The following is a 20,002-nucleotide window of genomic DNA, read 5'->3' as shown; positions in this document are numbered from 1 at the left end:
ATAATTAGACATTCGAGGCAGAGTTTTCAGTTTGCCTTTAATGGCACCGTCGAACGCAATAAATCGATTCCGATCATGGCATAAGGGCAGGGTGATTTGCTATCTGTTAGCCACTACACAACGCAGTCGTGAGTAGGCCGGGGGATGCGCGGTCCAAACGTGAGGAAACGCGACTCAAGGTCAGAAATTCTGGGGTACACATGTTGACATGTAGCCCTAAGCTTCAGCTCATCGAGAAACAGCACCCCGTGATGGGCCAGGGTGATTTCCCCTGGCTGTGGTTTCGAGCCGCCACCCACCAGCGCCGGCCCGGATGCCGAATGGTGCGGCTGGCGAAAGGGCCGCTGGGGCCAGTGGCTCAAGGGGGCGAGGCTGACCACCGACTGGATCGCCGCCACTTCCAGTGCCTCCTGTTCGCTCAAGGGCGGCAGCAGCCCGGGCAGGCGGCTGGCGAGCAAGGTCTTGCCGGTGCCGGGTGGCCCGCTGAACAATAAGTTGTGGGCACCCGCTGCCGCAATCAGCAGGGCGCGCTTGGCGGCAAGCTGGCCCTGCACCTCGCTCAGGTCCGGGTAAGGCTTGTTCAGGTACAGCAACCCGTCGGACGTGTAAGGCTCGATCGGCACCAGGCCATTGAGGTGCGCCACCACTTGCAGCAGATGATCCACCGCAATCACCTTCAACCCGCAGGCCAGGCACGCCTCCTCGGCATTGGCCCTGGGCACGATCATGCTGCGCCCGGCCTTGCGTGCCGCCAGCGCGGCCGGCAACACCCCTTTGACCGCGCGCACCTCGCCAGACAGGGCCAGTTCGCCAAGGCATTCCACGTCATCCAGCGCCAGCGCGGGCACCTGCACGCTGGCCGCGAGAATCCCCAGGGCAATCGCCAAGTCAAAACGCCCACCGTCCTTGGGCAGGTCGGCGGGCGCCAGGTTAAGGGTGATGCGGCGCGCGGGGTATTGCAGCGCGCTATTGAGAATGGCGCTGCGCACCCGGTCCTTGCTCTCCTTGACCGCCGCCTCCGGCAGGCCCACCAGCGTCAGCGATGGCAAACCATTGGCCATATGCACTTCGACCGTGACGGCGGGGGCTTCAACGCCGATCTGGGCACGGCTGTGGACGATGGCGAGGGACATGCTCGTTCCTTGAAAGGGAGGGCCGCTTTGCGGTTTTTCAAGGGTAGACGAGGGCGGGGGAGGCGCCGTGTGGAGGTTTTACAGAACGTATCCAAGGCAGCAGGAAACCTACTGTAGGAGCGAGCTTGCTCGCGAAAAACGTCAACAATAACGCGGGGCTTCTGGATGCACGCGGCGTTTTCAGGTTTTTCGCGAGCAAGCTCGCTCCTACAAGTACGGCGTGTTATTGCTCGCTGGGATTCAACCGCGCTTCCAGCTCCGCCACCTTCGCCTCCAGGCTCTCCAGCCGCGCACGGGTGCGGGCCAGGACCACCATCTGGCTGTCGAATTCTTCACGGCTGACCAGGTCCAGCTTGCTGAACCCGCTTTGCAGCAACGCCTTGAACTGGCTTTCGATTTCAGTGCGGGGCAGCGGGGTTTCGCCGCTAAACAGGCGAGAGGCGTGGCCGCTCAGGGCGTCGAGGAGGTCTTTGGGCGCGAGCATGGGAAACATTCCGGAAAACAGTTGGCCGGCAGTGTATCACGCAGTGGCTATAGTCTTTTTCATGCTGGCAACTGCACGTTTTTCGCGCATTGAGCGGAATAGGTTTGCACTGTTTTTGTGCGTATCCAGGCCGCCACACAGCCCGATGGGCCGGCAGGAGCGGGCAAGGGGCTGATTTCGTTTGTTTTTACGGAGCTGGCAAGGTTTCTGCTTAGGTGATCATGACCCATGCACTGATGCAGTCGCTGTGACGAATGCAGTGCGCTGACGGATCAGGGTACATGTTTCGTTACCAACGGTTGGCTGGCGTCGCAATGGCAATTGCCGAGGCGACGATGCGTTACAAAGCCAGGCACTGCGCTTAGACTTGAGACGGGTTTGTTTTCCTGGGGCAAGTCCACCAATTCGGGAGAGAGTTTTCATGAAGCTAGTCACTGCCATCATCAAGCCGTTCAAGTTGGACGATGTACGCGAGTCGCTGTCCGAGATCGGCGTGCAGGGCATTACCGTTACCGAGGTCAAGGGCTTCGGTCGGCAGAAGGGTCATACCGAGCTGTATCGCGGTGCGGAATACGTGGTCGATTTCCTGCCGAAGGTGAAGATTGATGTCGCCATTGACGACAAGGATCTTGACCGGGTTATCGAGGCGATAACCAAGGCGGCCAACACCGGCAAGATCGGTGACGGCAAGATCTTCGTGGTCAATCTGGAACAGGCTATCCGCATCCGTACCGGCGAAACCGATACCGACGCAATCTAAGCCGCCAAACCCCAACGCCCCAGGAGAAAACAATATGACTCTGCGTAAATTCGCAGGGCTAGGAGCCCTGTTGTCCATCGTAATACCCAGCCTGGCCTTGGCGGCAGACGAAGTGGCGGCGCCAGTCCTCAACTCCGGCGACACCGCCTGGATGCTGACAGCCACTGCATTGGTGCTGTTCATGACCATCCCTGGCCTGGCGCTGTTCTACGGCGGCATGGTCCGCTCCAAAAACATTCTTTCCGTGATGATGCAGTGCTTTGCCATTACCGGTCTGATCAGCATCCTGTGGGTCGTCTACGGCTACAGCATTGCGTTCGACACCACGGGCATGGAGCAGGGCGTCGTCAACTTCAACTCGTTCTTCGGCGGCATGGGCAAGGCGTTCCTGGCGGGTGTCACCCCGTCCAGCATCACGGGCCCGGCGGCACTGTTCCCGGAAGCGGTGTTCATCACCTTCCAGATGACCTTCGCGATCATCACCCCGGCGCTGATCGTCGGTGCGTTCGCCGAGCGCATGAAGTTCTCTGCGATGCTGCTGTTCATGGCCATCTGGTTCACCCTGGTCTATGCGCCGATCGCGCACATGGTCTGGAGCGGCAATGGCGGCCTGATGTGGGACTGGGGCGTGCTGGACTTCGCTGGCGGCACCGTGGTGCATATCAACGCCGGTGTGGCTGGCCTGGTGGCGTGCATCGTGCTCGGCAAGCGTAAAGGCTACCCGACCACCCCAATGGCCCCGCATAACCTGGGCTACACCCTGATCGGCGCGGCGATGCTGTGGATCGGCTGGTTCGGCTTCAACGCCGGCTCCGCCGCAGCGGCCAACGGCACGGCCGGCATGGCGATGCTGGTGACCCAGATCGCCACCGCTGCTGCGGCCTTGGGCTGGATGTTCGCCGAGTGGATTACCCACGGCAAGCCAAGCGCGCTGGGTATCGCCTCGGGTGTGGTGGCCGGCCTGGTGGCTGTTACACCGGCCGCCGGTACCGTGGGCCCAATGGGGGCCCTGGTGATCGGCCTGGCGTCTGGCGTGATCTGCTTCTTCTGTGCCACCAGCCTCAAGCGCAAGCTGGGCTACGATGACTCCCTGGATGCCTTCGGTGTACACGGTGTCGGCGGGATTGTCGGGGCGATTCTGACCGGCGTATTCGCGGCGCCGATCCTGGGTGGCTTCGGCACGGTGACCGATATTGCCGCACAGGTCTGGATCCAGGCCAAGGGCGTTGGTTTCACCGTGATCTATACCGGTATCGTGACCTTTGTGATTCTCAAGGTGCTGGACTTGACCATTGGCTTGCGTGTAACCGAAGAGGAAGAGGCCGTGGGCCTGGACCTGGCGGAGCACAACGAGCGTGGCTACAACTTGTAAGAACGTATGAAAAAAAACATGCCCGGCTTGCCGGGCATTTTTTTGTCTGGTATTTGCCTGTGGTGAAGGCTTGTGAGATTTTTTGTGTCGAGTTTGTGATCGGATCCACAAGGCAGTTTTCACTGTGCGAATGTCTTACAGGCATGTAGGCGTATTCGGCACTTTGTTTTTTCCCAGAGCGCGCTAGAATGCGCGCCGATGGGCGCAGAACTGTATATGGCGACAGACCCTGATTACTCAGCGGGCCAGGCCCCGGGTCATTTCAAGGGCAGCCTATCGGGTCGCCAACCGAGTTTGCCGGTCAAGGCCGGCCACTTGGCAATGGGCACATGGCAAAGCGTTTATCTGGGCGAGCAGCGTGATCATGACGGTGCTCGCAAAACCCTCGGCACCTTGCACGGTGACGGGGCATAAGCCACTGGTTATCCGGTGGACGTTGATTTTTTTCCGGCAGCCTTCGACAGATGGTGAAGCTGGGCTATAACTAATCTGCTTTTCGCAAGTCATGAGGTAGAACATGAGCGACGATGATCTGGAAAACGATGACCTTGAAGTAGGTGACGATGAAACCGAAGAAGGTCTGGAAGCGGTAGCCGAAGACGTAGCTGACGACGATGGTGGCGAGGACGCACCGGCCCCTACCGCCAAGGGTAAGGCCAAGGCGGCTGTGTCGGTAGACGAGTTGCCGAGCGTTGAAGCCAAGAACAAAGAGCGCGATGCGCTGGCCCGCGCGATGGAAGAATTCCTCGCCAAAGGCGGCAAAGTGCAGGAAGTCGAGGCTAACGTGGTGGCCGACCCACCGAAGAAGCCGGATAACAAGTACGGCAGTCGGCCTATCTGAGGCCGGTTACTTGCTTGCTGAAAAAGCCCGCCGTCGCTGCGGGTTTTTTCATGCCTGAAATAAATGGCCACTGCCGAAACCCATGTGGGAGCAGGCAAGCCAGCTCCCACATTGGGTTTTGTGTCATTTCCAGCGGGTCAGCAGCTCCGGCAACTCGGCCAGGCTACGAATCTGCGCATCCGGCAACGTTTCACCTTCCCAAGCCTTGCCCGTCGGGTTGAACCACACCGCTCGCAACCCCGCCTGCTGTGCCCCGGCGATGTCATCGCCAGGATGGTCGCCAATGTGCACCGCCGCAGCGGCATCCACCCCGCCACGTTGCAGCGCCTCCTGGAACAAGCGTGCATCCGGCTTGGCGATGCCAATATCCTCGGCCCTCAGGGCGAAGTGGAAGTAATCCGCCAGGCCTACGCGCTGCACATCGGCATTGCCATTGGTGATCACCCCCAGCAAAAAGTGCTGGCGCAGGGCTTGCAGCATCGGCTCGGCTTCCGGGAAGACGGTGAGCTGGTGCCGTGCATGAATGAACGCTTCAAAGCATACATCGGCCATTTCCGTGGCCTGCGGTTGTGGGTAGCCGGCCTCTTCAAAGGCGTGCATCAGCACCCGTTGGCGCAGCACGCTGATCCGGTGCTTGAGCTCTGGATGACGTTGCAGCACCTGCTGGCGCAAGCTGGCGAAATGCTCCAGGGGCAACTCGCCGACCTTGGACGCATGGGTCGCCAGCCATTGGCGCATCGATGCTTCGGCACTGATGATGACGGGGACGTTGTCCCACAGGGTATCGTCCAGGTCGAAGGTGATTAGTTTGATGCTCATGAGTCGCCGCCTTTAACGCGTTTGGCCCGAGGGTGGGCGCTGTCGTACACCGTCGCCAGGTGCTGGAAGTCCAGGTGGGTGTAGATCTGGGTGGTCTTGATATCCGAGTGGCCGAGCAGTTCCTGCACGGCGCGCAAGTCTTGTGACGATTCCAGCAGGTGGCTGGCAAAGGAGTGGCGCAGCATGTGCGGATGCAGGTTTTGCCCCAGCTCCCGCTCGCCCGCCGCCTTGACCCGCAACTGAATGGCCCGTGGCCCGAGGCGTCGGCCTTGCTGGCTGACAAACACCGCATCGTCCGGTGGGTTGGCCAGGGCTCGCAGGGGCAGCCATACCAGCAGGGCGTCCCGGGCCTTTTTACCGATGGGCAGCACGCGGGTCTTGCTGCCTTTGCCGTGCACTTGCACCAGGCCATCGGCCAGGTCCAGTTGTTCGAGGTTGAGGCTGGTCAGCTCCGACAGGCGCAGGCCCGAGGAGTAGAACAGCTCCAGGATCGCCTGGTCGCGGTGCGCCAGGAAATCATCCTCGACCGCGCCGTCGAGCAATTGCAGAGTGCGGTCGGCATCCAGGGTCTTGGGCAGGCGGCGCTCACCCTTGGGCGGCGCCAGGCCGTTGGCCGGGTCGTGGTCGCACAGGCCTTCGCGGTTGAGGTAGTGATACAGGCCGCGCACCGCCGACAGCAGGCGCGCCAGGCTGCGGGAGGATTGGCCCTGCTGGTGCAGGCGTGCAATCAGGCTGCGCAGGCCCTGGATATCAAGGGCCTTCCAGCTGCCGATCTGTTGTTTCTGGCAGAACGCCAGGACCTTGTTCAAGTCCCGTCGATAGGCTTCCAGCGTATGGGCAGACACCTGGCGCTCGCTGCGCAGGTGAGCGCAGTAGGCGTCCAGTTGCCGTTCCATGGCTAGCGCACCGCGCGCAGGGCGCTGGTAAAGCGCGGCAGGCTGCGGCTCAGCACTTCGGCAATGTAGGTCAAAAACAGCGTACCGACCGTGCTCTTGTAGTGCTGCGGATCACGGCTGGCGATGGCCAGCACGCCGTGCAAGCCTTGATGGCTGAGGGCGACCACGGCCGTCGAGCCGATCTGCACGCGCTGGTCTTCGCCAAACAGGAAGTCCAGCTCATGCTCGCGCAGGGTGCCGCTGATGGTCTTGCCTTCCGACAACAGGCCGCCAATGGCGGTCTGCGCCTCGCTGCCCTTGACCCAGCGCCCGACCGGCATCGGGTTGTCGCTGAACAGGATCAGGCTGACAAACGGCACCTGGAAGTCCTGGCGCAGGCTGTCTTCGACGGCAATGGTCAGGTCTTCCAGGCTGCCAGCATCCAGCAGCGCGAGGATCAGGCGGCGGGTCTTGTCGAACAGGCGGTCGTTGTCGCGGGCCACGTCCATCAACTGCGAGAGTCGATGGCGCATTTCAATATTGCGCTCGCGCAGGATTTTCATCTGCCGTTCCACCAGCGACACGGTATCGCCACGCTGATGGGGAATGCGCAAGGCCGGCAGCAACTCGTCGTGTTCGACGAAGAAGTCCGGGTTAGCCTCCAGGTAAGCGGCGACGGCCGCTGCCTCCAGGCTTGCGCAAGGGGATGCTTCGGGCTGCTTGGCGGGTGCCTGGGGCTTATCGGTCATTGGCGAGTCGCTCTCATAGACGGACCTGTCCTTCGTATACACGGGATGCCGGGCCGGTCATTTTTACCGGGTGGCCGGGGCCTGCCCATTCGATGGACAGGCGTCCGCCGGGCAGGTCGATCAACAGGGGCGAGTCCATCCAGCCCTGGCTGATCGCGGCCACGGCGGCGGCGCACGCACCGGTGCCACAGGCCTGGGTTTCCCCGGCGCCGCGCTCCCACACCCGCAATTGCGCACGGGAGCGGTCGATGACCTGCAGGAAGCCGACATTGACCCGTGCCGGAAAGCGCGGGTGATGTTCGATCTTCGGCCCCAGCTCATGCACCGGCGCATTGTTGATGTCGTTGACCCGCAGCACCGCATGGGGGTTGCCCATGGACACGGCGGCCACCTCGACCACGGTGCCGTCGACATCCAGCGGATAGCTCAAGGCCTGGGCATCGGCCTGGAACGGAATGTCGGCCGGCACCAGGCGCGGGGCGCCCATGTTGACGCTGATCTGGCCGTCGCTGCGGATATCCAGCTCGATAATGCCGCTTTTGGTCTCGACGCGAATCTGCCGTTTGGCGGTCAGGCGCTTGTCCAGCACAAAACGGGCGAAGCAGCGTGCGCCGTTGCCGCATTGCTCCACTTCGGAGCCGTCGGAGTTAAAGATCCGGTAGCGGAAGTCCACCTCCGGGTTGCTCGGCGCCTCGACGATCAGCAACTGGTCGAAGCCGATACCGGTATGGCGATCGCCCCACAGCTTGGCGTGCTTGGGCAGGATGTGCGCATGCTGGCTGACCAGGTCAAGGACCATGAAGTCATTGCCCAGCCCGTGCATCTTGGTAAAACGCAGCAGCATGGCTTACTCCGGCAGCAGGCTTTCGCCAGCAAACAACTCGGCTACCGTCTCGCGGCGACGCACTTCAAACGCTTGATCACCGTCCACCAACACTTCGGCGGTACGCCCGCGGGTGTTGTAGTTGGAACTCATGACAAACCCATAGGCGCCGGCCGAATGCACGGCCAGCAGGTCGCCTTCTGCCAGGGCCAGTTCACGGTCCTTGGCCAGGAAGTCGCCGGTTTCGCAGATCGGGCCGACGATGTCGTAGGCGCGTGCTTCGCTGTTACGCGGTGTCACGGCGGTGACGTTCATCCAGGCCTGGTACAGCGCCGGGCGGATCAAATCGTTCATCGCCGCATCGACGATGGCGAAATCCTTGTATTCGGTGTGCTTGAGGTACTCGACCTGGGTCAGCAGTACGCCGGCATTGGCGACGATATAGCGGCCCGGCTCGAACATCAGCGTCAGGTCGCGGCCTTCGGTGCGCTGGCGTACGGCCTTGATGTAGTCGGCCACCAGTGGCGGCTCTTCGTCGCGATAACGCACGCCCACGCCACCACCGAGGTCGATGTGGTGCAGGTAGATGCCGCACTCGCCGAGGCGGTCGATCAGCGCCAGCAGGCGGTCGAGGGCATCGAGGAACGGTGGCAGGCTGGTCAGTTGCGAACCGATATGGCAGTCCACGCCCAGCACTTCCAGGTTCGGCAGTTGGGCGGCGCGGATGTACACGTCTTCGGCGTCGGCAATGGCGATGCCGAACTTGTTCTCTTTGAGACCGGTGGAAATGTACGGGTGGGTACCGGCATCCACATCCGGGTTGACGCGCAGGGAGATCGGCGCACGCACGCCCATCTCGGCGGCCACCCCTTGCAGGCGCTCCAGCTCGTCGGTGGATTCGACGTTGAAGCAATGCACGCCCACTTCCAGGGCGCGGCGCATGTCTTCGCGGCTCTTGCCGACACCGGAGAACACGATTTTGTCGGCCTGGCCGCCAGCGGCCAGCACACGCTCCAGCTCGCCCCGGGACACAATGTCAAAACCAGCGCCCAGGCGCGCCAGGACATTGAGTACACCCAGGTTGGAGTTGGCTTTTACGGCGTAGCACACCAGGCTTGGCGTGCCTTCCAGCGCATCGGCGAAGGTGCGGTATTGCGCTTCGATATGGGCGCGGGAGTACACGTAGGTCGGGGTACCAAAGCGCTCGGCAATGGCAGACAGCGCGACACCTTCCGCGAACAGCTCGCCGTCCCGGTAGTTAAAAGCGTCCATGGTGATCCCTTAGTAGGTGTCGTGCTTGTGCGCTTTGGATTGCGAGGTTTTTGCCTGTTCATTCGGGTCTTTGCTGTCATCGGGCAGGTACAGCGGGCCTTTTTGACCACAGGCACTGACGAGGCAAGCGACCGCGACGAGCGCAGCAAGGGAAGAGATCAGGCGCTTCATGGCTAAATCCTTGAATATGCATTAATTGCGCCCGAGTATACCGACCACCCGCCAGCTTGCCTATGCGCCGGGACACCCGTCCGGCGGGGCTTTGCCGAGTATGTCGTGAAGTGGCCTACATCACTCTGGGATATTTCACGCGGCTGGTGGGAATGAAATCGGTATCCTTTGCAATCATCATGGCGCCTCCGTATCGTGCGGCGCTTGAGCGTGAGTAGACACTTTTTGAGGTTCCCACCATGAGTTTGACCGAAGCCCGCTTTCACGACCTGGTCGATGCGACCCAGCAAGCGCTGGAGGATATTTTCGACGAGAGTGGCCTGGACGTGGATCTGGAAAATTCTGCAGGCGTGTTGACCGTCAAGTTCGAGAACGGCAGCCAATTGATCTTCAGCCGCCAGGAGCCGCTGCGTCAGTTGTGGCTGGCGGCGCGCTCTGGCGGTTTTCACTTTGACTATGACGAAGAAGAAAAACGCTGGTCGCATGACACCAGTGACGAGCTGTTGAGCGAAATGCTTGCACGCCTCACCCTGGAACAGGCCGGCGTCGAGCTGGACTTCGACGAGATTTGATCGTGACCCAGCCCGCTCCCGCCCGTGCGCCCAAGCCGCTGTTCAGCAATGTCAGCCCGGCGGTGCCGTCACCTTGTATCAGTTTGTGTCGGCTGGATGAGCAAAAAGTCTGCCTCGGCTGCTTCCGGCACGTGGAAGATATCCGGGAATGGCGCTCTGCCGACGATCAACGGCGCCGGGTGATTGTCGCCCAGGCCGAGCAACGCAAGGCTGGCGCCTGAGCTTCAGACCGGTCCATCTTGTTTATTTGTTGTGCTGTGGTAGTGTCCGGGTATACCTCAACTCATCGAGGTCCGTGAGAACCCCGCCGTTTATTGGCGGGGTTTTGCTTTTTTGTGCAGAAAAAAAAGGAGTCTGCCGCAATCATGACTGCACCTTCCATCATCCTCACCCGTCTCGATGTGCAACGTCTTGAGCAACTGATCGACCGTATGGACGACAAATTGCCAGGCGTCATCGCCCTGCAAGCCGAACTTGACCGTGCCGAAGACGTGGTTGGCCACGATGAAGTGCCTGCGGGCGTCGTGACCATGAACTCTAGCGTGCATTGCCGTGAGCAAAGCAGCGGCAAGGACTATCACCTGACCCTGGTCTACCCCAAGGATGCGAATGCCGACGAAGGCAAGATCTCGATCCTGGCCCCGGTGGGCAGTGCGTTGCTGGGCCTGCAGGTTGGCCAGCATATCGATTGGCCGGCTCCGGGCGGCAAGACCCTCAAGCTTGAGCTGCTGAGTGTCGAAGGCCAGCCCAAGGACGGCGGCGCGTTTACACTTTAAATCTGATTCAAGGCCTGGTTGAGCGCCTGCTCCAATTCGGCTTTGTAGCGCAGGTACAGATTGCTCGGGCCTTGAACATCGCCAAGCAGGCCGGATAGGTCCAGATCGGTGATGTAGCAACGATAGCGTTCGGTTTCCCGGCGCTGCCCGACGATCTCCTGGGCGACCACCGCAAACAGCTGGTCGCCAAATTCCAGTTCGCAAAACTCCCGCTGATTGCAGTACAGGGTAATCCCCACCTGGCCTGGCGCGCCCTTGCCGATAATCGCCTGCACATCGTAGAACGGTTTGTTGGCCGGGACCTGGGGGGCAGGTCGTGGCTCGACCCGACGGGCGCGGCCGCCTGCCGATGGCAACAGTTGGTAATACAACGTCTGCACGGCCCCTAGTGGCTGCTGCGGGTCCAGCGGTGACAGGGCGTCCCGACGATAGATGATCGATTGCAGGAAGCGCTGCAACGGGGCGAGCAAGCTCTGCTCATCATGAAACGGCAGGCGCTGTTGCCAGAGGGCGTTGAACTCGTCGAGCACATAGAGCTCGGCGAAGCCGTCGTTGATGCGATAGAACACCTGCACACAGTCCGCCTGGCCCATGGGCAGCAAGATCGCCAGGTCGTGGTCTTCCAGGGCCATGGCGTCCAGGTGCAGCGGGCTGTAGCTGGCCAGTTCTTCACTGAGGTAGTCCACCAGCGCCTGCTGGCTGGCCAGTGACACATGATTGGCTTGCCCTGGCGCCAGCTCCATGACGTGATAGTGCTGCTGCACCTGGATCAGGTAGCGGTGGTTGAGCTGGCTGAGCATCAGGTGTTGCGCGGTGTCGAAAATCTCTTCCACACGCTGGGCGATAAACTGTGCGCGGTTATGACAAAAGCAGCGCACCCGCAGCCGTGGCAGTTGGTTGCGCGGCAATTGGTTCAGGTAGTCGCGCAGGCAGTCGAGCAGGGCGTGGGGGCCGTCGTAGCGGCTGACCATCACCTCGTTCCAGCTGTTGAGTGTCACCTGGTCCAGGGTCAGGACCAGGTTTTCCCGCACGCCTGCGTAACTCAGGGAGTCGGTGCGCTCGGTGGTCATCAGGATATTCAAGTCGCGGTGATGCTTGAGCGGGTCGACCCCGACGTTGATCAGCAACAGCACTTCATCGGGTATCGCCGTGCGCAGCAAGCACTCCTCATCGACCATGGCCAGGGGCAGGGCGAGGGTCTGTTGCAGGCTGCCCAGCAGGTTGAACAGCTCGAACTCGCTCAAGTCGCTGGTGCCCGGATGCAGGGCCAGGCGCGTGCTGCTGTCGATCACGCCGTTGCGATGGCACCAGGTGAGCATCTCCAGCAGGTCGCGGCTGCGTTTGATCGGTGCAAAGTGCTCCCATTCCAGGGCGGTCAGGCTGCCGTTATACAGGCCCCAATGGGACTGGCCCGGCTCTTTGCGGTTGGGTGAGTGGACCAGGGTGAGGGTGTCTTCGGCCAGGTCCGGGGCAATCCCGGGGTTGATGAACTCGACCTTGCCGGCCTTGCGTTCAAAGGCGGCATACAGGCGTCGGCCCAGCACATTGAGGTCGCGCTTGTTGATCAGGCTCACGGTCTGTTCGGTGCGGGCGAACTGGGTCAGGAAGCGATAGCTGTAATTGAGCTCGTTGACCAGGGCCCGGCGTTCGGACGCAACCTGGCGCACTTTCCATTGGCTGCGGCTGTCGAGCAGGGCCAGTTGCCGTGGGTCCCAGCCCCATTCATTGGCCAGACGCTCCAGCAGTGCGCGTTGCCAACCGGCGGTGCGCTGGCCGGTGGTGAGCTTGCGGTTGACCTTCAGGTACAGGCTGCGCCGCACCAGTTCCAGGCGTTCGGGCTCGTTGCGCCCGCGCAGGTATTCCTCGATGCGGCGGTAGACCACGATGTACGGGTCCAGCTCATCCAGATCCAGCTGGTTGGCGAATACCGCCCGTTTGAAGCGCAGGCTCAGGCACTGCACCCTGGGGTGTTCGCTGGCATACACCTCGGTGAGCAACAGCTTGAGCACCGACTTATAGGGTGACTCGATGCCCTTGAACAACTGCCACAGGCCGGCGCCGATAAATTCTCCCGGTGGGATGTGGGCCAGGTGCCCGAGGTCGAGGGTTTCGTCGGCGCGGATAAAGCGTTTGGAGATCAGCGTGTGGGTAAATTCGGCGTAGCGCGCCTCTTCGTAGACCGGCACCAGCCACCAGATCGGTGTGCGCCCGGCCAGCCAGATAGCGGTGCGGTAGAACTCGTCGAGCAACAGATAGTGCTGGCTGGTGCCGCAGTCATCCGAACTGAGCAGGGTATCGCGATCACCCAGTGCAAAACGGCTCGGTTCGACCAGGAAAAAGTGCGCCTCGGCGCCCATGGTCAGGGCCCAGGCCTCCAGCAACTGGCACTTTTTGCGCAACTCGCCCAGCTCGGCCTCGCTCAGGTTGTCGGCGTGGCACACCCACACGTCCATATCGCTCTGGTCGGCCTGGGCCAGCGTGCCGAGGCTGCCCATCAGGAACAGGCCGTGGATCGGGGTGGGCGGGTTGCCATGGCGTGGCTTGTAGGAGAACGAGCGGGTCAGGCGCTGGGCTTCGGCCAGGACCTGGGCGTCCGGTTCAAAATTCGACAACCCGGCCGGGGTACTGCCCGAGACATAGCCCGGCAGCAGCGGGTGATTGACGTGGAAAAACAGCGGCAGCAGCGCCAGCACGCTTTGCTGGCGCGGTGTCAGGCCTTCGACAGCCCGGGCCATGCGGCCGGCATTGAGGGTCAGGAAACGCGAGCGCAGTTGGGCCAGTACCTTGCGGTCAATGCCTTCATCCAAGTCAGGGCGGATTTCATGGGTACTGGTCATGTCGAACTCAACGGCTCACAGGCCCGGCGTGGGCCGCCGTGTAGGAGTTTACAGACAGAATCGTAGGAGGCTTAAGGGGAATTTGTTTTTGGCGCCAGAATTCTATCGCGTGCGCAGGCGTGCCCGCGGAATCCGTGAACCGAGGATCCCGTGGGCGATACAGAGTGTCAGGCGGCTTCTTTGGTGGTGGCGGTGGTCAGGATAGTCAGCAATGTTTGCGCTTGTTCTGCTGCGTCGCGGCCCAGGCTGGTCAGGTAGCCGCCATCTGGCTGGTCGATCAGTTTTTTCTCGAACAGGCGCTTGGCAGCAGCAATGGCAGTGGGAGCGGCGGTCTGATGGACTTTCAGGCCTTCCTGGGAGCTGCCCAGGTTGAAAAGTGCAAGGATTTCCAGTTCGGCAACCAACTCAGGGGTATACGACATAAGGACTCCAGACGTTCTAGGAATTGTCAGACGCTAGCAGCCCCTAAGGTGAACGTACTTGGGCGAACTGTCCAGTGCGATATGGACACAGGGGGGGCAAGCCGCACTCCTGCAGGAGCCGGCTTGCCGGCGATGGCGATACCGGGCAGTTACTGGTTTTCTGGCGGCAGCTCTGGCAGGGCGCGCAGGGCGGTTTCATACCAGTCGGTATTGAACGGCCGGTCTTCTTCCAGCATTGCGTCGATTTCCACGGCCAGCACATGAGCCATCAGGTTCAGGATGTCTTCGCGCTCGTAGCCCACCAGGGTCAGCTTGTTGAACGTGGCCTTGGCCGCCGGCGGGTTGTCGCTTTCGATCTGGTTTTCGATCGCTTGGGTCAAGGTGGATTCGGCGAACTCTTCTTCGTCGTTGTCGATATCGGTTGGCTCGCTCATGGCAGCCTCCTGTCAGGAAAGGGCGCCAGTCTACCCCCATTCAGCCAGGTGATGCTGCTAGCCAGGCGGCTCATCTCGTTCTATAACCTACCCAGCCAACCCTCTGCACGGCCTGGAGGCTTTGTGATGCTTAAGCTCTACGGATTTTCGGTCAGTAACTACTACAACATGGTCAAGCTGGCGCTCCTGGAAAAGGGCCTGCCCTTTGAGGAGGTGCCGTTTTATGCCGGGCAAACCCCTGAAGCACTGGCGGTGAGCCCACGTGGCAAGGTGCCGGTGCTCAAGGTCGAAAAAGGCTTTATCAACGAAACCGGCGTGATTCTCGAATACCTCGAACAGACCCAGTCGGGCCCGGCCCTGCTGCCAGGCGATGCATTCCAGCGTGCCCAGGTGTTGGCGTTGTGCAGGGAAATCGAGTTGTACATCGAGCTGCCGGCCCGGACCTGCTATGCCGAGGCGTTCTTTGGCATGACGGTGCCGGAAGCGATCAAGGACAAGGCCAGGGCCGAGTTGCTGTTGGGGGTTGCTTCGCTGGGCCGGCACGGCAAGTTTGCGCCGTATGTGGCGGGGGAGAGTTTTACCCTGGCCGACCTGTACTTCATGTACAGCGTGGACTTGGCATGTGCCGTCGGTGGGAAGCTGTTTGGCCTGGATCTGCTGGCTGAGTTGCCGCAGGCCAAGGCCTTGCTGAAGACGCTGCAAGACCTGCCCAACGCCCAGCGAGTGGCGGCGGACAAGGAGGCGGCGATGCCGGCCTTCATGGCGATGATCGCGGCGAAGAAGTGATAAATGTGGGAGCGGGCTTGTGTGGGAGCTGGGCTTGCCCGCGATGCAGGCACCTCGGTGTGTCAGTGACACTAAGGTGATGCTATCGCAGGCAAGCCAGCTCCCACATTTTGACCGAGGTGGATTGAAGGCCCCGGTCAAAGGTGGGAGCGGGCTTGCCCTAATGCCAGTCAGTTAAGCCTTTTTGTAGGAGCGAGCTTGCTCGCGAAGAACTTGAGAGCGCCGCGTTTACCTAGCAAACACGCGTTATCGTTGACGTCCTTCGCGAGCAAGCTCGCTCCTACAGAAAGCAGAATCCGCTTAACTGACTGGCATTAGGGCTTGCCCGCGATGCTGTTAGCGGCTGGCGAGCAGTGCCTGGCCGCGCACCACTGCGGCCTTGACCTGGGCCGGAGCCGTGCCGCCGATATGGTTGCGGGCATTCACCGAGCCTTCCAGGGTCAGCACCGCGAACACGTCCTGCTCGATCTGGTCGCTGAACTGGCGCAGCTCTTCCAGGCTCATTTCCGCCAGGTCCTTGCCGGTATCCACACCGTATTTCACCGCATGCCCGACGATTTCATGGCAGTCGCGGAACGGCAGGCCACGGCGCACCAGGTAGTCCGCCAGGTCAGTGGCGGTGGAGAAACCGCGCAGGGCCGCTTCGCGCATGATGGCGTGCTTGGGCTTGATTGCCGGGATCATGTCGGCAAACGCGCGCAGCGAATCGCGCAGGGTGTCGGCGGCGTCGAACAGCGGTTCCTTGTCTTCCTGGTTGTCCTTGTTGTAGGCCAGGGGCTGGCCTTTCATCAGGGTCAGCAGGCCCATCAGCGCGCCGAATACGCGGCCGCTCTTGCCGCGCACTAGCTCTGGCACGTCGGGGTTTTTCTTTTGCGGCATGATCGAGCTGCCGGTGCAGAAGCGATCCGGCAGGTCGATGAACTGGAACTGCGCGCTGGTCCACAGCACCAGCTCTTCGGAGAAGCGCGACAAGTGCATCATCGCAATGCTGGCCGCGGCACAGAACTCGATGGCGAAGTCGCGATCCGACACGCCGTCCAGGGAGTTGCCGCCCACGGCGTCGAAGCCCAGCAGTTGCGCGGTGTATTCGCGGTCGATCGGGTAGGTGGTGCCGGCCAGGGCGGCGCTGCCCAGGGGCATGCGGTTGGCGCGCTTGCGGCAATCGACCAGGCGCTCGTAGTCGCGGCTGAGCATTTCGAACCAGGCCAGCAGGTGGTGGCCGAAGGTCACGGGCTGCGCGGTCTGCAGGTGGGTGAAGCCGGGCATGATGGTGCCCGATTCACGCTCGGCCTGCTCCAGCAGGCCTGTTTGCAGGCGGGTGATTTCGGCCAGGATCAGGTCGATTTCATCACGCAGCCACAGGCGGATATCGGTGGCCACCTGGTCGTTGCGGCTACGCCCGGTGTGCAGCTTCTTGCCGGTCACGCCGATGCGGTCGGTCAGGCGCGCCTCGATATTCATGTGCACGTCTTCAAGGTCCACGCGCCAGTCAAAGGTGCCGGCCTCGATTTCGCCACGGATGATGGTCAGGCCATCGATGATGCTGTCGCGCTCGGCGTCGGTCAGCACGCCGACCTTGGCCAGCATGGTGGCGTGGGCGATCGAGCCCATGATGTCGTGGCGATAGAGGCGCTGGTCGAAATTGACGGAGGCGGTGAAGCGCGCGACGAAGGCGTCGACGGGCTCACTGAAGCGGCCGCCCCAGGACTGGTTGGTCTTGTCGGTGCTCATGGATTCGCTCGTGATCTGCTTAAAAGAGGCATGAAAGTGTGCCGCCGATAATAACAGGGTTGCCCGTGGAGGCGTTGATACGCCGCGTCGGCATTTTTATTTGTTTGCCGGGTGGCAAAGTGCCTTGCCGTTGGCCGCGTCCGGGATGAGACTGGAGGCGGGAGTGAAAGGGGGTTTCACCCGACCGGATCCTGAGGTAAACAAAGGATGTTTATTGAAACGATATTTGACGATTGAGCAATGTCGTCTTCATGAGCGTCTACAGTTGCACTGACAGGGGTGCAGTGCACCAATGCCAGGCGATGAGGTCGAACTCCAGGCTAACCTTTAAGTAGAGGGGGTGTTCATATTGTGTATCAGCAAACCCTATGAAGATGCCCTGCGGTATCGGGGTATGGGCGGTATTGAACAGGTCCGGGTAAATATTGGTGTCGCTCTCGGGGCACTTTTTGCCGCTCGCGCTAGTCTTAGCGTGGATCGCCGTGACGGAAGTCACCGCACCTGTCTACGCTATCCTTGTGCGAGACTCACGCAGGAATCCAGCGCAATATGAATGTCCTGATCGTTGATGACGAACCCCAAGCCCGCGAGCGACTGAGCCGTATGGTCAGTGAACTCGAGGGATACAGTGTCCTTGAACCCAGCGCTTGCAGTGGCGACGAGGCGTTGGCCTTGATCGAAAGCCTGAAGCCGGATGTGGTGCTGCTCGATATCCGCATGCCGGGCCTTGATGGCCTGCAGGTTGCTGCCCGCTTGAGCGAACGCGAGTCGCCGCCAGCGCTGGTGCTATGCGCCAGCGAAGAGGAATTTTCCTCCGAGGCCCTGGAGGCCAGCGGTGTCAGCTTCCTGACCAAACCGGTATCGGCCGATGCGCTGCTCAAGGCCTTGAAGAGGGCTGAGCGGCCCAATCGCGTGCAGCTTGCCGCCCTGACCCAGCCCGCAGCGCAAAGTGGCAACGGCCCCCGCAGCCATATCAGTGCCCGGACCCGCAAGGGCATCGAACTGATTCCGGTGGACCAGGTGATTTACTTTATCGCCGACCACAAGTACGTGACCTTGCGCCACGAGGTCGGTGAAGTGCTGCTCGATGAGCCACTCAAGGCCCTGGAAGACGAATTTGGCGAACGTTTCGTGCGTATCCACCGCAATGCGCTGGTGGCCCGCGAACGCATCGAGCGCCTGCAGCGCACGCCCCTGGGGCATTTCCAGTTGTTCCTCAAAGGGCTCAACGGCGACGCGTTGATCGTCAGCCGGCGCCATGTCGCAGGCGTGCGCAAAATGATGCAGCAGCTTTAGCCCGAGGGCTGTAGCGACCTGCATGCCCCGTATCCCGGTGCGCAGCGGCCAGGGAGGCCCTGCACTTGCTGATTCAAATCAAGGCGGTTCTGCCTGAGCTGTTATTATCTGCCGTATCTATTCAGTACGGATCGATCCATGTCCTCTCGCGAAATCCGCATCGCCACCCGTAAAAGCGCCCTGGCCTTGTGGCAGGCCGAATACGTCAAAGCCCGCCTTGAGCAAGCCCATCCGGGCCTCACGGTGTCTCTGGTGCCCATGGTCAGCCGTGGCGACAAGCTGCTCGACTCGCCACTGTCGAAAATCGGCGGCAAGGGTCTGTTCGTCAAGGAGCTGGAAACCGCTCTCTTGGAGAATGAAGCCGACATCGCTGTGCACTCGATGAAAGACGTACCGATGGACTTTCCCGAGGGGTTGGGCCTGTATTGCATCTGCGAGCGTGAAGATCCCCGCGATGCCTTCGTGTCCAACACCTACGCCTCCCTGGATGACTTGCCGCAGGGCAGCATCGTCGGCACCTCCAGCCTGCGTCGCCAGGCGCAGTTGCTGACCCGTCGCCCGGACTTGCAGATCCGCTTCCTGCGGGGCAACGTCAATACCCGCCTGGCCAAGCTGGATGCCGGTGAGTACGACGCGATCATCCTGGCGGCAGCCGGCCTGATCCGCCTGGGCTTTGAAGACCGTATCACCTCGGCCATCAGTGTCGAAGACAGCTTGCCGGCCGGTGGCCAGGGGGCAGTCGGTATCGAATGCCGCACCGCAGACCGTGAAATCCAGGCGCTGCTCAAGCCCCTCGATCACCCGCAAACCGAAATCCGCGTCACTGCCGAACGCGCCCTGAACAAGCACCTTAACGGTGGCTGCCAGGTGCCGATTGCCTGTTACGCGGTACTTGAAGGTGACAACCTGTGGCTGCGTGGCCTGGTGGGCGACCCCGACGGTGGTTTGCTGCTTACTGCGCAAATCCGCGGGCCACAGGCCGAGGCTGCGAGCCTGGGCGTGCAGGTCGCTGAAGAACTCCTGGCCAAAGGCGCCGGCGCCATTCTGCAGAAAGTCTATGGCGAGGCCGGTCCGCAGTGACCGGCTGGCGTGTGCTGCTGACGCGGCCTGCCGAGGAATCGGCAGCCCTGGCGGCCTCGTTGTCCGACGCGGGTATCTTCAGTAGCAGCCTGCCGTTGCTGGAAACCGCACCCTTGCCCGTCACGGGCGAACACCAGGCGGTATTCCAGAGCCTGGATCGCTATTGTGCGGTGATCGTGGTGAGCAAGCCGGCCGCGCGCCTGGCGCTGCAATTGCTCGATCAGCACGCGCCAGCGGTGCCGGGCTTGCCGTGGTTCAGCGTCGGCGCGGCCACGGCCCAGGTCCTGGCCGAGCGTGGCCTTAACGTGAGTTACCCCGAGCTTGGGGATGACAGCGAGGCCTTGCTTGAATTGCCCCGGTTGCGCGAGGCTATCGCCGTTGACGATGCCCGGGTCTTGATCCTGCGTGGGCAGGGTGGGCGAGAGCTGCTGGCTGAGCGTTTACGCGGCCAAGGTGCTAGTGTCGATTACCTGGAGTTGTATCGTCGGTTTCTGCCGGCCTACGACCCGGATGTGCTCGCCCAGCGCATTGCAGTGGAACGCTTGAACGGCCTGGTGGTCAGCAGTGGGCAGGGTTTTTTGCATCTGCAAGGCCTCGCCGGCGCCCAGTGGCCACGCGTGGCACAGTTGCCGTTGTTCGTGCCCAGCCCGCGAGTCGCCGAAATGGCCCGGGCGGCGGGCGCGGAAAAAGTTGTGGATTGCCGCGGTGCCAGTGCCGCGGCTTTGCTAGTGGCGTTACGGAGCCAGCCCGTTCCCACTCTCTAATAACG

At 61.6% G+C, this 20,002-nt stretch carries 21 protein-coding genes and 3 pseudogenes; 12 read left to right on the top strand and 12 right to left on the bottom strand.

Features of this window, described 5'->3' with window-relative positions:
* Positions 1 to 224: 224 nt before the first annotated feature.
* Positions 225 to 1,133 (bottom strand): annotated as a pseudogene (locus BLL38_RS21630) (YifB family Mg chelatase-like AAA ATPase); the annotation flags it as partial.
* Between the two features lie 223 nt (positions 1,134 to 1,356).
* On the bottom strand, positions 1,357 to 1,617 hold the full coding sequence (locus tag BLL38_RS21625; RefSeq protein WP_076964272.1) for an accessory factor UbiK family protein: 261 nt from the start codon (positions 1,615 to 1,617) through the stop codon (positions 1,357 to 1,359).
* 421 nt (positions 1,618 to 2,038) lie between these two features.
* Between BLL38_RS21625 and glnK the strand changes: the two genes are divergently transcribed.
* From glnK to sutA, 4 genes and pseudogenes are all read left to right on the top strand, one after another.
* A complete protein-coding gene (gene glnK / locus BLL38_RS21620; RefSeq protein WP_002555808.1) occupies positions 2,039 to 2,377 on the top strand; it encodes a P-II family nitrogen regulator in 339 nt (112 codons plus the stop codon).
* Positions 2,378 to 2,411: 34 nt separating this feature from the next.
* Positions 2,412 to 3,749 (top strand): ammonium transporter, encoded by a 1,338-nt coding sequence (locus tag BLL38_RS21615; protein ID WP_076964271.1) that lies wholly within the window; start codon positions 2,412 to 2,414, stop codon positions 3,747 to 3,749.
* Between the two features lie 252 nt (positions 3,750 to 4,001).
* Positions 4,002 to 4,163, top strand: a pseudogene (locus tag BLL38_RS21610) (YjbQ family protein); the annotation flags it as partial.
* A 103-nt stretch (positions 4,164 to 4,266) separates the two neighbouring features.
* Positions 4,267 to 4,590 (top strand): transcriptional regulator SutA, encoded by a 324-nt coding sequence (gene sutA / locus BLL38_RS21605; RefSeq protein WP_076964270.1) that lies wholly within the window; start codon positions 4,267 to 4,269, stop codon positions 4,588 to 4,590.
* Positions 4,591 to 4,713: 123 nt separating this feature from the next.
* On the opposite strand, the gene BLL38_RS21600 is transcribed toward sutA, so the two are convergent.
* The 6 genes from BLL38_RS21600 to lptM are packed head-to-tail and all read right to left on the bottom strand — an operon-like array spanning position 4,714 to position 9,299.
* Entirely contained in the window at positions 4,714 to 5,409 is a 696-nt protein-coding gene (locus BLL38_RS21600) for an HAD family hydrolase (protein WP_076964269.1), read from the bottom strand.
* Positions 5,406 to 6,305, bottom strand: coding sequence for a tyrosine recombinase XerC (xerC, locus tag BLL38_RS21595; RefSeq protein WP_076964268.1), 900 nt, complete (start codon positions 6,303 to 6,305; stop codon positions 5,406 to 5,408). Before xerC ends, BLL38_RS21600 begins: the two co-directional genes overlap by 4 nt.
* 2 nt (positions 6,306 to 6,307) lie before the next feature.
* On the bottom strand, positions 6,308 to 7,033 hold the full coding sequence (locus BLL38_RS21590; protein WP_076964267.1) for a DUF484 family protein: 726 nt from the start codon (positions 7,031 to 7,033) through the stop codon (positions 6,308 to 6,310).
* Between the two features lie 13 nt (positions 7,034 to 7,046).
* A complete protein-coding gene (gene dapF, locus BLL38_RS21585) occupies positions 7,047 to 7,877 on the bottom strand; it encodes a diaminopimelate epimerase (RefSeq protein ID WP_076964266.1) in 831 nt (276 codons plus the stop codon).
* Between the two features lie 3 nt (positions 7,878 to 7,880).
* Positions 7,881 to 9,128, bottom strand: a complete 1,248-nt coding sequence (lysA, locus tag BLL38_RS21580; RefSeq protein WP_076964265.1) for a diaminopimelate decarboxylase — start codon at positions 9,126 to 9,128, stop codon at positions 7,881 to 7,883.
* 9 nt (positions 9,129 to 9,137) lie between these two features.
* The gene (gene lptM / locus BLL38_RS21575) at positions 9,138 to 9,299 is read right to left on the bottom strand and encodes an LPS translocon maturation chaperone LptM (RefSeq protein ID WP_076964264.1); all 162 of its coding nucleotides are present in this window, start codon (positions 9,297 to 9,299) and stop codon (positions 9,138 to 9,140) included.
* A 239-nt stretch (positions 9,300 to 9,538) separates the two neighbouring features.
* On the opposite strand from lptM, the gene cyaY reads away from it, so the two are divergent.
* From cyaY to rnk, 3 genes are all read left to right on the top strand, one after another.
* Entirely contained in the window at positions 9,539 to 9,871 is a 333-nt protein-coding gene (cyaY, locus tag BLL38_RS21570; protein WP_076964263.1) for an iron donor protein CyaY, read from the top strand.
* Positions 9,872 to 9,873: 2 nt separating this feature from the next.
* Positions 9,874 to 10,092, top strand: coding sequence for a DUF1289 domain-containing protein (locus BLL38_RS21565; protein ID WP_032856898.1), 219 nt, complete (start codon positions 9,874 to 9,876; stop codon positions 10,090 to 10,092).
* 144 nt (positions 10,093 to 10,236) lie between these two features.
* Positions 10,237 to 10,647, top strand: a complete 411-nt coding sequence (gene rnk, locus BLL38_RS21560; RefSeq protein WP_057444204.1) for a nucleoside diphosphate kinase regulator — start codon at positions 10,237 to 10,239, stop codon at positions 10,645 to 10,647.
* Here rnk and BLL38_RS21555 read toward each other — a convergent pair.
* From BLL38_RS21555 to BLL38_RS21545, 3 genes are all read right to left on the bottom strand, one after another.
* Entirely contained in the window at positions 10,644 to 13,484 is a 2,841-nt protein-coding gene (locus BLL38_RS21555) for a class I adenylate cyclase (protein ID WP_076964262.1), read from the bottom strand. The genes rnk and BLL38_RS21555 overlap by 4 nt on opposite strands.
* 167 nt (positions 13,485 to 13,651) lie before the next feature.
* Entirely contained in the window at positions 13,652 to 13,906 is a 255-nt protein-coding gene (locus BLL38_RS21550; RefSeq protein ID WP_057440483.1) for a TIGR02647 family protein, read from the bottom strand.
* A 149-nt stretch (positions 13,907 to 14,055) separates the two neighbouring features.
* The gene (locus tag BLL38_RS21545) at positions 14,056 to 14,340 is read right to left on the bottom strand and encodes a hypothetical protein (protein ID WP_032856903.1); all 285 of its coding nucleotides are present in this window, start codon (positions 14,338 to 14,340) and stop codon (positions 14,056 to 14,058) included.
* Positions 14,341 to 14,466: 126 nt separating this feature from the next.
* Here BLL38_RS21545 and BLL38_RS21540 point away from each other — a divergent pair, with 126 nt between their 5' ends.
* The gene (locus tag BLL38_RS21540) at positions 14,467 to 15,126 is read left to right on the top strand and encodes a glutathione S-transferase family protein (protein ID WP_076964261.1); all 660 of its coding nucleotides are present in this window, start codon (positions 14,467 to 14,469) and stop codon (positions 15,124 to 15,126) included.
* Positions 15,127 to 15,462: 336 nt separating this feature from the next.
* Here the strand turns inward: BLL38_RS21540 and argH are convergent, their stop codons facing one another.
* Entirely contained in the window at positions 15,463 to 16,857 is a 1,395-nt protein-coding gene (gene argH / locus BLL38_RS21535; RefSeq protein WP_076964260.1) for an argininosuccinate lyase, read from the bottom strand.
* 334 nt (positions 16,858 to 17,191) lie between these two features.
* On the opposite strand from argH, the pseudogene BLL38_RS31985 reads away from it, so the two are divergent.
* The 4 genes and pseudogenes from BLL38_RS31985 to BLL38_RS21515 all read left to right on the top strand — a co-directional run.
* Positions 17,192 to 17,410: pseudogene (locus BLL38_RS31985) on the top strand (sensor histidine kinase); the annotation flags it as partial.
* Entirely contained in the window at positions 17,407 to 18,153 is a 747-nt protein-coding gene (locus BLL38_RS21525) for a LytR/AlgR family response regulator transcription factor (protein ID WP_076964258.1), read from the top strand. The pseudogene BLL38_RS31985 and the gene BLL38_RS21525, both read left to right, overlap by 4 nt.
* 138 nt (positions 18,154 to 18,291) lie before the next feature.
* Entirely contained in the window at positions 18,292 to 19,233 is a 942-nt protein-coding gene (gene hemC, locus BLL38_RS21520) for a hydroxymethylbilane synthase (RefSeq protein ID WP_076964257.1), read from the top strand.
* Positions 19,230 to 19,997: a uroporphyrinogen-III synthase gene (locus BLL38_RS21515; protein WP_076964256.1), complete on the top strand. Its 768-nt coding sequence runs from the start codon at positions 19,230 to 19,232 to the stop codon at positions 19,995 to 19,997. Before hemC ends, BLL38_RS21515 begins: the two co-directional genes overlap by 4 nt.
* The last annotated feature ends 5 nt before the right edge of the window (positions 19,998 to 20,002 follow it).

Source organism: Pseudomonas gessardii (genome assembly GCF_001983165.1).
GTDB classification, from domain to species: domain Bacteria; phylum Pseudomonadota; class Gammaproteobacteria; order Pseudomonadales; family Pseudomonadaceae; genus Aquipseudomonas; species Aquipseudomonas gessardii.
The sequence above is the reverse complement of the archived record's forward strand: the minus strand, read 5'-3'. Positions and strand labels throughout refer to the sequence as shown.

What these genes read in the sequence shown, in the direction of transcription:
- BLL38_RS21625 (WP_076964272.1), bottom strand. Translation starts at nt 1,617, where the DNA reads ATGCTCGCGCCCAAAGACCTCCTCGACGCCCTGAGCGGCCACGCCTCT.
- glnK (WP_002555808.1), top strand. Translation starts at nt 2,039, where the DNA reads ATGAAGCTAGTCACTGCCATCATCAAGCCGTTCAAGTTGGACGATGTA.
- BLL38_RS21615 (WP_076964271.1), top strand. Translation starts at nt 2,412, where the DNA reads ATGACTCTGCGTAAATTCGCAGGGCTAGGAGCCCTGTTGTCCATCGTA.
- sutA (WP_076964270.1), top strand. Translation starts at nt 4,267, where the DNA reads ATGAGCGACGATGATCTGGAAAACGATGACCTTGAAGTAGGTGACGAT.
- BLL38_RS21600 (WP_076964269.1), bottom strand. Translation starts at nt 5,409, where the DNA reads ATGAGCATCAAACTAATCACCTTCGACCTGGACGATACCCTGTGGGAC.
- xerC (WP_076964268.1), bottom strand. Translation starts at nt 6,305, where the DNA reads ATGGAACGGCAACTGGACGCCTACTGCGCTCACCTGCGCAGCGAGCGC.
- BLL38_RS21590 (WP_076964267.1), bottom strand. Translation starts at nt 7,033, where the DNA reads ATGACCGATAAGCCCCAGGCACCCGCCAAGCAGCCCGAAGCATCCCCT.
- dapF (WP_076964266.1), bottom strand. Translation starts at nt 7,877, where the DNA reads ATGCTGCTGCGTTTTACCAAGATGCACGGGCTGGGCAATGACTTCATG.
- lysA (WP_076964265.1), bottom strand. Translation starts at nt 9,128, where the DNA reads ATGGACGCTTTTAACTACCGGGACGGCGAGCTGTTCGCGGAAGGTGTC.
- lptM (WP_076964264.1), bottom strand. Translation starts at nt 9,299, where the DNA reads ATGAAGCGCCTGATCTCTTCCCTTGCTGCGCTCGTCGCGGTCGCTTGC.
- cyaY (WP_076964263.1), top strand. Translation starts at nt 9,539, where the DNA reads ATGAGTTTGACCGAAGCCCGCTTTCACGACCTGGTCGATGCGACCCAG.
- rnk (WP_057444204.1), top strand. Translation starts at nt 10,237, where the DNA reads ATGACTGCACCTTCCATCATCCTCACCCGTCTCGATGTGCAACGTCTT.
- BLL38_RS21555 (WP_076964262.1), bottom strand. Translation starts at nt 13,484, where the DNA reads ATGACCAGTACCCATGAAATCCGCCCTGACTTGGATGAAGGCATTGAC.
- BLL38_RS21550 (WP_057440483.1), bottom strand. Translation starts at nt 13,906, where the DNA reads ATGTCGTATACCCCTGAGTTGGTTGCCGAACTGGAAATCCTTGCACTT.
- BLL38_RS21545 (WP_032856903.1), bottom strand. Translation starts at nt 14,340, where the DNA reads ATGAGCGAGCCAACCGATATCGACAACGACGAAGAAGAGTTCGCCGAA.
- BLL38_RS21540 (WP_076964261.1), top strand. Translation starts at nt 14,467, where the DNA reads ATGCTTAAGCTCTACGGATTTTCGGTCAGTAACTACTACAACATGGTC.
- argH (WP_076964260.1), bottom strand. Translation starts at nt 16,857, where the DNA reads ATGAGCACCGACAAGACCAACCAGTCCTGGGGCGGCCGCTTCAGTGAG.
- BLL38_RS21525 (WP_076964258.1), top strand. Translation starts at nt 17,407, where the DNA reads ATGAATGTCCTGATCGTTGATGACGAACCCCAAGCCCGCGAGCGACTG.
- hemC (WP_076964257.1), top strand. Translation starts at nt 18,292, where the DNA reads ATGTCCTCTCGCGAAATCCGCATCGCCACCCGTAAAAGCGCCCTGGCC.